Source organism: Streptomyces sp. NPDC051987, from assembly GCF_040680735.1.
Classification (GTDB): Bacteria; Actinomycetota; Actinomycetes; order Streptomycetales; family Streptomycetaceae; genus Streptomyces.
Genome location: NZ_JBFAXI010000097.1, coordinates 21981 through 30574, shown reverse-complemented (window position 1 = coordinate 30574; position 8594 = coordinate 21981). Strand labels below are relative to the sequence as shown.

Sequence of the window (8594 nt, the reverse complement as noted above, 5' to 3'; positions counted from 1 at the left end):
CACAGCACCCCCCCCCCAGTGGGGGGGTGGGGCCCCCCCGGCCGACGGGGGGGGGAACCGGCGCCACCAACCCCCCCCAACCCGCCGGGGGCCGCCGGGAGCACCCCCTCGGCGGCCCGCTCCTCGTCTCTCACCGTACAAGCAGTCTGACGCTCCGACACCACCGCGACACAACATCTGGGGGTGACACCGCAGCCCGGCACTAGATGTATGCTCATGCTCGCTGTCGCCGCAGGGGAATCCGGTGCGAATCCGGAACTGTCCCGCAACGGTGTACTTGTGCGTGTTCGCGCACAGGAGTCAGTCCGAGGACCTGCCGACAGCACGCCCGGCCACCCGGTCAGGGCGTTCTGACGTCCGGGCCTCGTGGAGTGGGCCAGGGACCCGACGCGTGCCCGCGCGCGCTCGTGCCGCCCCCTGCCCTCCCGCCAGGCCCCGAGCCCAGCGAGGGAGAGCCCCCACGTGACCATCGCGCCAGCCGACCCGGCTTCAGCGGCCATCTCTGTGGAAGAGGACGGCCCCGGTACCGCGTTGCTGCGGACCCTGGCCGAGCTGACCGCCGACCTCCCCGACGCCGAACCCGGCCGGGTCGCCGCCGCCGCCCTGCGCGGCCGGTCCGCCCGCGCCGACGAGGCGGAGTTGCGCGAGCTGGCCACCGAGGCCGCCGCCGGACTGATCTCGGAGGACCCCGCCTACTCGCGGCTGGCCGCCCGCCTGCTCACCGTCTCCATCCGGGCCGAGGCCGCCTCGCAGGGCGTGACGTCGTTCACCGAGTCCGTGGCGGTGGGGCACCGGGAGGGGCTCATCGCCGACCGGACCGCCGCGTTCGTGACGCTGCACGCCGGGCGGCTGGACGCGCTCGTCGACCCCGCCGCCGACGACCGCTTCGGCTACTTCGGCCTGCGCACGCTGTACAGCCGTTACCTGCTGCGGCACCCGATCACCCGCCGGGTCATCGAGACCCCCCAGCACTTCATGCTCCGGGTGGCCGCGGGACTCGCCGAGGACGACACCTCGCGCGCCCTGGACGAAGTCGCCGCGCTCTACGGGCTCATGAGCCGCCTCGACTACCTCCCGTCCTCCCCCACGCTCTTCAACTCCGGCACCCGGCACCCCCAGATGTCGTCCTGCTATCTCCTGGACTCCCCGAAGGACGAGCTGGACTCCATCTACGACCGCTACCACCAGGTCGCCCGGCTCTCCAAGCACGCCGGCGGCATCGGCCTGTCGTACTCCCGGATCCGCAGCCGCGGTTCACTGATCCGCGGCACCAACGGGCACTCCAACGGCATCGTGCCGTTCCTGAAGACCCTGGACGCCTCGGTCGCCGCCGTGAACCAGGGCGGTCGGCGCAAGGGCGCGGCCGCGGTCTACCTGGAGACCTGGCACTCCGACATCGAGGAGTTCCTGGAGCTGCGCGACAACACCGGCGAGGACGCCCGCCGTACGCACAACCTCAACCTGGCGCACTGGGTCCCGGACGAGTTCATGCGCCGGGTGAACGCCGACGAGCCGTGGTCCCTGTTCTCCCCGGCCGACGTGCCGGAGCTGGTGGACCTGTGGGGCGCGGAGTTCGACGCCGCCTACCGCAGGGCCGAGGCCGCCGGTCTCGCGCACCGGACGATCCCGGCCCGTGACCTGTACGGCCGGATGATGCGCACCCTGGCGCAGACCGGCAACGGCTGGATGACCTTCAAGGACGCGGCCAACCGCACCGCCAACCAGACGGCGACCGCCGGCCACGTCGTGCACTCCTCGAACCTCTGCACGGAGATCCTGGAGGTCACGGACGACGGCGAGACGGCGGTCTGCAACCTGGGGTCGGTGAACCTCGGGGCATTCGTCGACACGGCGACCGGTGGCATGGACTGGGAGCGGCTGGACGAGACGGTCCGCACCGCGGTGACCTTCCTGAACCGGGTCGTCGACATCAACTTCTACCCGACCGAGCAGGCGGGCCGCTCGAACGCCAGGTGGCGGCCGGTGGGCCTCGGCGCCATGGGTCTCCAGGACGTCTTCTTCCAACTGCGGCTGCCCTTCGACTCGGCCGAGGCCAAGGCCCTGTCCACCCGGATCGCCGAGCGGATCATGCTCGCCGCGTACGAGGCCTCCGCCGACCTGGCGGAGCGCAACGGTCCGCTGCCGGCCTGGGAGAAGACCCGTACCGCCCGGGGCGTGCTGCACCCCGACCACTACGGCGTCGAGTTCACCTGGCCCGAGCGCTGGGCGGCGCTGCGCGCGCGGATCGCCGAGACCGGGATGCGCAACAGCCTGCTGCTCGCCATCGCGCCCACCGCGACCATCGCCTCGATCGCGGGCGTCTACGAGTGCATCGAGCCGCAGGTCTCGAACCTGTTCAAGCGCGAGACGCTGTCCGGTGAGTTCCTCCAGGTCAACTCCTACCTGGTGCGGGAGCTCAAGGACCTCGGCGTCTGGGACGCCCGCACCCGCGAGGCGCTGCGCGACGCCAACGGCTCGGTGCAGGGGTTCGCATGGATCCCCGAGGACGTGCGACGCCTCTACCGCACGGCGTGGGAGATCCCGCAGCGCGGCCTGATCGACATGGCCGCCGCCCGCACCCCGTACCTGGACCAGGCCCAGTCCCTGAACCTCTTCATGGAGACGCCGACCATCGGCAAGCTCTCCTCGATGTACGCGTACGCCTGGAAGTCCGGGCTGAAGACGACGTACTACCTGCGGTCGCGCCCGGCGACCCGGATCGCCCGCGCGGCCCGAGCCACCGTCCCCGCGCAGGCCACCCCGGATCCCGAGGCCGTCGCCTGCTCCCTGGAAAACCCCGAGTCCTGCGAGGCCTGTCAGTAATGTCCACCCGTCACCAGAACCTGCTCGACCCGGGCTTCGAGCTGACCCTGCGCCCCATGCGCTACCCCGACTTCTACGAGCGCTACCGGGACGCCATCAAGAACACCTGGACCGTGGAGGAGGTCGACCTCCACTCGGACGTGGCCGACCTCGCGAAGCTCAGCGCCGCCGAGCAGCACCTGATCGGCCGGCTGGTCGCGTTCTTCGCGACCGGTGACTCGATCGTCGCGAACAACCTGGTGCTGACGCTGTACAAGCACATCAACTCCCCCGAGGCGCGGCTGTACCTCTCCCGGCAGCTGTTCGAGGAGGCCGTCCACGTCCAGTTCTACCTGACCCTCCTGGACACCTACCTGCCCGACCCGGAGGACCGCGCGGCCGCCTTCGCGGCCGTCGAGAACATCCCGTCCATCCGCGAGAAGGCGGAGTTCTGCTTCCGGTGGATGGACTCGGTGGAGAACCTGGACCGCCTGGAGTCCCGGGCCGACCGGCGCCGCTTCCTGCTCAACCTGATCTGCTTCGCCGCGTGCATCGAGGGCCTGTTCTTCTACGGCGCCTTCGCGTACGTCTACTGGTTCCGCAGCCGGGGTCTGCTGCACGGTCTCGCCACCGGCACCAACTGGGTGTTCCGGGACGAGACGATGCACATGAGCTTCGCGTTCGACGTGGTCGACACGGTCCGCAAGGAGGAGCCCGAGCTCTTCGACGACGAACTCGGGCAGCAGGTCACCGACATGCTGCGGGAGGCCGTCGAGGCGGAGCTGCAGTTCGCCCGGGACCTGTGCGGTGACGGGCTGCCGGGCATGAACACCGACTCGATGCGCCAGTACCTGGAGTGCGTCGCCGACCAGCGACTCGGCCGCCTGGGCTTCGCCCCGGTGTACGGCTCGGAGAACCCGTTCTCCTTCATGGAGCTGCAGGGCGTTCAGGAGCTGACGAACTTCTTCGAGCGGCGCCCGTCCGCGTACCAGGTGGCGGTCGAGGGCACCGTCGACCTCGACGAGGACTTCTGAGTCTCCCGCTCCCCGCGGTCCTCATGGGCCTGCCTGATCTGCCGGTCGACGCGCCTGTCGCGCAGGACGCCGAGCACGGACGGCAGGGCCATGAGGACCAGGATGCCGAGGACCAGGACCATTCCGACAAGACCTTCGATCTGGTTTCCGTTCATGGACACCACTGTGGCGCTCGACGCTCCTTACCGTGAGTGGCAGCACTGCCATGCACCCTCGAATTACTGCCAACCGCGAGGCACACTGGCAGCATGCTGAGGAACGTGGCGACAGTGCTTCTCGACGGCGTGCATCCCTTCGAGCTCGGGGTGGTCTGCGAGGTCTTCGGCCTCGACCGCTCCGACGAGGGGCTGCCGGTGTACGACTTCGCGGTGGTCTCGGCGGAGGGGCCGACGCTCGGCACCCATGTGCCCGGCCTCACCGTCTCCACGCCGTACGGTCTCGACCGGCTGGAGGAGGCCGACCTGATCGCGGTGCCCGCCTCGGACGCCACCGTCACCCGGGACCACCCGCCCGAGCTGCTCGACGCGCTGCGCCGGGCGGTGGACCGGGGGGCCAGGGTGCTCAGCGTCTGCTCCGGGGTCTTCGTGCTCGGCGCGGCCGGGCTGCTGGACGGGCGCCGGTGCGCCGTGCACTGGCGCCACGCGGACCTGCTGGCCCGCCGGTACCCGCGCACCCGGGTCGAGCCGGACGTGCTGTACGTCGACGAGGACCCGGTGATCACCTCGGCGGGCACGTCCGCCGGCATCGACGCCTGTCTGCACATCGTGCGCAAGGAACAGGGCCCGGAGGTCGCCAGGAAGATCGCCCGGCGGATGGTGGTGCCCCCGCACCGGGACGGCGGCCAGGCCCAGTACATCGAGCGTCCGCTGCCCGAGGGCCCCTGCGACACGGTCGGCGAGGTGCTGGCCTGGATGACGGAGCACCTCGACGAGGAGATCACCGTCGAGCAGCTGGCCGCCCGCGCCCTGATGGCCCCGCGCACCTTCGCCCGCCGCTTCCAGCAGGAGACGGGCACCACGCCGTACCGCTGGATCCTGCGGCAACGGGTGCTGCTGGCACAGGAGTTGCTGGAAGGGACGGACGAGACGATGGACGCCGTCGCGAGCCGGACCGGCTTCGGGACGGCGGCCGCGCTGCGACACCAGTTCGTGAAGTCGCTGGGGACCACGCCGAACGCCTACCGGCGCGCGTTCCGGGGCCCGCAGGCCGCCTGAGCGCGCGCCGGTATCAGGCGTGACGGGCCGGCCGGCCCGTCACCAGGGCACGGGGGTCAGCAGCAGGCGGTGCGGGCGCAGGGTGATGCCCACCCGGGTGGTGCCGTCGGACCCGGCGGCCTGTTCGAAGCGGTACTTCGCGCACAACGCCGCCGTGATCAGCGTCAGTTGCGCCATGGAGAAGTGGTCGCTGGGGCACTTGCGGTTGCCGACGCTGAAGGGGCTCATGGCGTACTTGGGCACCTCCCTCGCCCGCTCCGGCAGCCAGCGGTCCGGATCGAAGTCGAGGTGCCGGCTGTAGGAGTGCGGGTCGCGCTGGACGGCGTAGGGGCTGTAGACGATGTCGGCCCCGGCCGGAATGCGGTAGCCACCGAGTTCGGTGTCGGCCTTGGCGCGGCGCGTCAATATCCATACGGCCGGCCGCAAACGCATCGCCTCGACGACGACATTGTTGGTGTACGCGAGCCGGCGAACGTGCGCGAAACCGACCGGCTGACCACCCGTCACGGATTCGACCTCGGTCCGTACCTTCTCCGCGTGTTCCGGGTGCTCCGCGAGGACCTGGAGCAACCACATGATCGTGGAGGCGACCGTTTCGCTGCCCGGGGTGAGTATCGCGACCACCTGGTCGTGGATCTCCTGTTCCCCGATGGGATCGCCATTGTCGTCCGTCGCCGCGAGCAATGCCGTCAGCAAATCGTCCGGCTTTTGACCAGACGCCCGGCGCTCGGCGACGATCTCGTCGACGAGGAGATGCAAATCGGCCAGCGCCCGGTTGAATTCGCGGTTGGCGGGCAGCGGGAGCCGGTACAGCGGTCCGAGCGGGACGACCATCCGCCGGTACATACCGCGGAAGACGCTCGCGAGGTCGACGCTGAGCCGCTCCGCGCGCTCGTCCATGTACGCACCGCGCAGCAGGCAGCGGGCGGCGATGCGGACGGCGACCCGGAAGGACTCCGAGGTGCAGTCGACGGTGGAGCCGGGCTGCCAGCGCTCGGTCAGCGCGTGCGCCTCCTCCTCCATGACCGGCGCGTAGCCGGGGATCGCGGAGAGGTTGAACGCCGGCTGGATGGTGCGGCGCTGGCGCCGGTGCCGGGGGCCGTTGGCGGTGGCGACGCCCTCCTTGCCGAGCAGTCCCTCCAGGGACTCCCAGAGCGGGCCGGCGATGATGAAGTCGGGGTTCAGGGCGAGGGCGCCGGTGAGTTCCGGGGTGGTGACGGCGTAGACCTCCTTGGGGCCGAGCCTGAGGCGCACCATGTCGCCGTGGGCGCGCAGCCGGGACATGAAGGCCAGCGGGTCGCGGGCCAGCCGCCAGCCGTGCCCGAGCACCGGCACCCGGCCGCCGGCCAGGGGCGGTTCGCGCAGTTCGCCGTGGCCGGACGCCCCGGCGTTCGCGGTTTTCACGGACTCGACGGTCATTTCTCACCTGCCGCTTCGTTGTTGACGTACGGGGGCGTGGACCGGTCGTCCCAGCTGTCGACCATGTAACGGCCGGATTCGTGGTGGAACCAGTAGACGGAACTGAACCAGTTCCGCATATTGCCGACGCACGCCGTGACGGCGGCGCCGAGTTCTTTTCCGCGCACCGTTCCGTCGTCCAGCCGGTCGGCGAACCGCAGGGCGTCACGCTCGGCCACCAGGAATTCACGAACGCATTCCTCGACGCGTCGCCTGACGTCTTCGACCGCCTTTTCCAGGCTCATGCCCTCATGGGTGACGAGGCTGATTCCGAGATTGTGCACCTCGTCGCCCGCTATTTCCTTCGGCAGCGAACACAGGTCGTTGTACCAGGCGGCGAAATCCTGGCTGAGCAGGGCCGCCCGACGGTAGGCCGGATTCTTCCGCACGGCGTCCGGGAGTTCGGTCCCGGCGCTCGGCTCCAGGAGGTCCGTCCATATCCAGTGGGCGAAGGTGAGGCGCCGCAGGGCCAGGTATTCCTCGACTCCGGGAACATGCCCGGAGGTGCGGTTGCGGAACTCGCGGTCGTACGCCTCGATCACCGCGTGGAAGTGCCGCGCGAAGCGCTGGTTCCAGGTCGGCGGCAGGAAGGAGTACAGCCGGACGACGGTGTCGGCGAATCCCGCGACCAGGGTGTCCGGATGGCGCAGGTGGTGCACGGGTGCGTCCAGGGCCGCGTGCAGCCGGAACCGCAGCCGCCGCCAGTCGCCCGGCCTGCGGTGCACGACGTCACGGTCGTGGCGGTCGTCCCAGACGAAGAACCAGGCGCTGAAGTCGCAAATCGCCTGGATGACCTCGTCGGACGCGCCCAGGTAGTACCCCGCCATGAGATCGGTGTAGCAAAGGCCGTCGGCATATTCCTGCACCTTGTCCGCCGGCATCAGCCGTTTTTCCAGCAGCCAGAGGCGGGTCTTCTCCTGTAGCCGCGGCCAATACGGGTGCAGTCGCCGGGGAAACTCGGCCTCGATCACCGGCAGGGCGAGTTGTGGTGGAACCGCGACCGCCGTCGGCGTCGATGTGGTGCTGTGTGAGAAAGCATGCACGAACAAACCCCTCTCAGCCGAGCCAGGTGCGCACACCCCTCCCGCTGTGCCGGGCGTGCGCCGTTGCGTATCCCCGCAGTCCCCATTCAGCACCACAACTGACCGGTCTGGGAACGGATTTGCTTCACTCACTACCCCGCAGTGCCGAGAATCTCCCCTTGTGTGACTGGTCGGGGATCGCTAGGGGCGCACAAAGGATCGAATGTGCGAGCGTACGGACGACCGAGTCCGGCCGGACATGACGAACGCCTGGTCGGAGCGGGCCCGACCAGGCGTCACAACTGTCCCTCCGGACCTCAGTCGTTGGCGACCACGGGGTAGCGTGGCTCGTTCTCGGCCATCTGCCGCAGCGCGTCCTTGCGCTCGCGCTTGGAGAGCCGGTCGATGTACAGGTACCCGTACAGGTGGTCGGTCTCGTGCTGCAAACACCGAGCGAAGTAGCCGGTGCCGCGCACCTTGATCGGGTTGCCCTTCTCGTCCTGCCCGGTGACCTCGGCGTAGTCGGGCCGGGCGAGCGGGGCGTACGCGGTGGGCACCGACAGGCACCCTTCGTTGCTGTCGTCCAGCCGCCGCTTGTCGGCCGGCAGATCGACGAGCTTCGGGTTGCACACCACACCCACGTGCCGGACGCCCGCGTCGTCCTGGCAGTCGTAGACGAAGACCTTCAGGTCGACGCCGATCTGGTTGGCGGCCAGCCCGACGCCCTCGGCGGTCCGCTGACTGGCGAACATGTCCGCGACGAGCTGGTCCAGCTCCGCCCCGAACTCGGTGACGTCCTTGCACTCCTTGTGCAGCACCGGGTTCCCGACGACGGTGATGGGCCGCGAGGTCCCCCGCTCACGCCAGGCGTTCTCGCGCTCCTCGGTCCCCTCGGTGTCGACGACGAACCCCTCGTCATCCACGGGGAGCACGCCCACGTGCTGCTGATCGGTGTCCTGCTGGGCCATGACCGACGTAAGCCTTCCTAGGTAAAACAGGGGTGACAGTGCTGATACAGGGTACGTGGAGGCGCCCGTCAGGGGCGCGGGGAACTGCACGAGCGA

The 8594-nt window shown here is 69.8% G+C and carries 7 protein-coding genes and 1 riboswitch; of the genes, 3 read left to right on the top strand and 4 right to left on the bottom strand.

Annotation, left to right across the window (positions count from 1 at the left end; genetic code table 11):
- Positions 1 to 235 precede the first annotated feature (235 nt).
- Positions 236 to 314, top strand: a riboswitch (cobalamin riboswitch).
- Positions 315 to 462: 148 nt separating this feature from the next.
- Positions 463 to 2823, top strand: a complete 2361-nt coding sequence (locus AB0M11_RS34320; RefSeq protein ID WP_365712050.1) for a ribonucleoside-diphosphate reductase subunit alpha — start codon at positions 463 to 465, stop codon at positions 2821 to 2823.
- A complete protein-coding gene (locus AB0M11_RS34315) occupies positions 2823 to 3836 on the top strand; it encodes a ribonucleotide-diphosphate reductase subunit beta (RefSeq protein ID WP_365712049.1) in 1014 nt (337 codons plus the stop codon). The genes AB0M11_RS34320 and AB0M11_RS34315 overlap by 1 nt, the downstream gene beginning before the upstream one ends.
- Here AB0M11_RS34315 and AB0M11_RS34310 read toward each other — a convergent pair.
- Positions 3749 to 3991, bottom strand: coding sequence for a hypothetical protein (locus AB0M11_RS34310; protein ID WP_365712048.1), 243 nt, complete (start codon positions 3989 to 3991; stop codon positions 3749 to 3751). The genes AB0M11_RS34315 and AB0M11_RS34310 overlap by 88 nt on opposite strands.
- 93 nt (positions 3992 to 4084) lie before the next feature.
- On the opposite strand from AB0M11_RS34310, the gene AB0M11_RS34305 reads away from it, so the two are divergent.
- Positions 4085 to 5050, top strand: a complete 966-nt coding sequence (locus tag AB0M11_RS34305) for a helix-turn-helix domain-containing protein (RefSeq protein WP_365712047.1) — start codon at positions 4085 to 4087, stop codon at positions 5048 to 5050.
- Positions 5051 to 5089: 39 nt separating this feature from the next.
- On the opposite strand, the gene AB0M11_RS34300 is transcribed toward AB0M11_RS34305, so the two are convergent.
- From AB0M11_RS34300 to def, 3 genes are all read right to left on the bottom strand, one after another.
- Positions 5090 to 6469 (bottom strand): cytochrome P450, encoded by a 1380-nt coding sequence (locus AB0M11_RS34300; protein WP_365712046.1) that lies wholly within the window; start codon positions 6467 to 6469, stop codon positions 5090 to 5092.
- Entirely contained in the window at positions 6466 to 7551 is a 1086-nt protein-coding gene (gene cyc1, locus AB0M11_RS34295; RefSeq protein ID WP_365712054.1) for an epi-isozizaene synthase, read from the bottom strand. Before cyc1 ends, AB0M11_RS34300 begins: the two co-directional genes overlap by 4 nt.
- 296 nt (positions 7552 to 7847) lie before the next feature.
- Positions 7848 to 8498 (bottom strand): peptide deformylase, encoded by a 651-nt coding sequence (gene def / locus AB0M11_RS34290; protein ID WP_365712045.1) that lies wholly within the window; start codon positions 8496 to 8498, stop codon positions 7848 to 7850.
- Between the last annotated feature and the right edge of the window lie 96 nt (positions 8499 to 8594).

Excerpts from the sequence above, each read along its gene's own strand:
- AB0M11_RS34300 (WP_365712046.1), bottom strand. The coding sequence starts at position 6,469 with ATGACCGTCGAGTCCGTGAAAACCGCGAACGCCGGGGCGTCCGGCCAC.
- AB0M11_RS34305 (WP_365712047.1), top strand. The coding sequence starts at position 4,085 with ATGCTGAGGAACGTGGCGACAGTGCTTCTCGACGGCGTGCATCCCTTC.
- AB0M11_RS34315 (WP_365712049.1), top strand. The coding sequence starts at position 2,823 with ATGTCCACCCGTCACCAGAACCTGCTCGACCCGGGCTTCGAGCTGACC.
- def (WP_365712045.1), bottom strand. The coding sequence starts at position 8,498 with ATGGCCCAGCAGGACACCGATCAGCAGCACGTGGGCGTGCTCCCCGTG.
- AB0M11_RS34310 (WP_365712048.1), bottom strand. The coding sequence starts at position 3,991 with ATGAACGGAAACCAGATCGAAGGTCTTGTCGGAATGGTCCTGGTCCTC.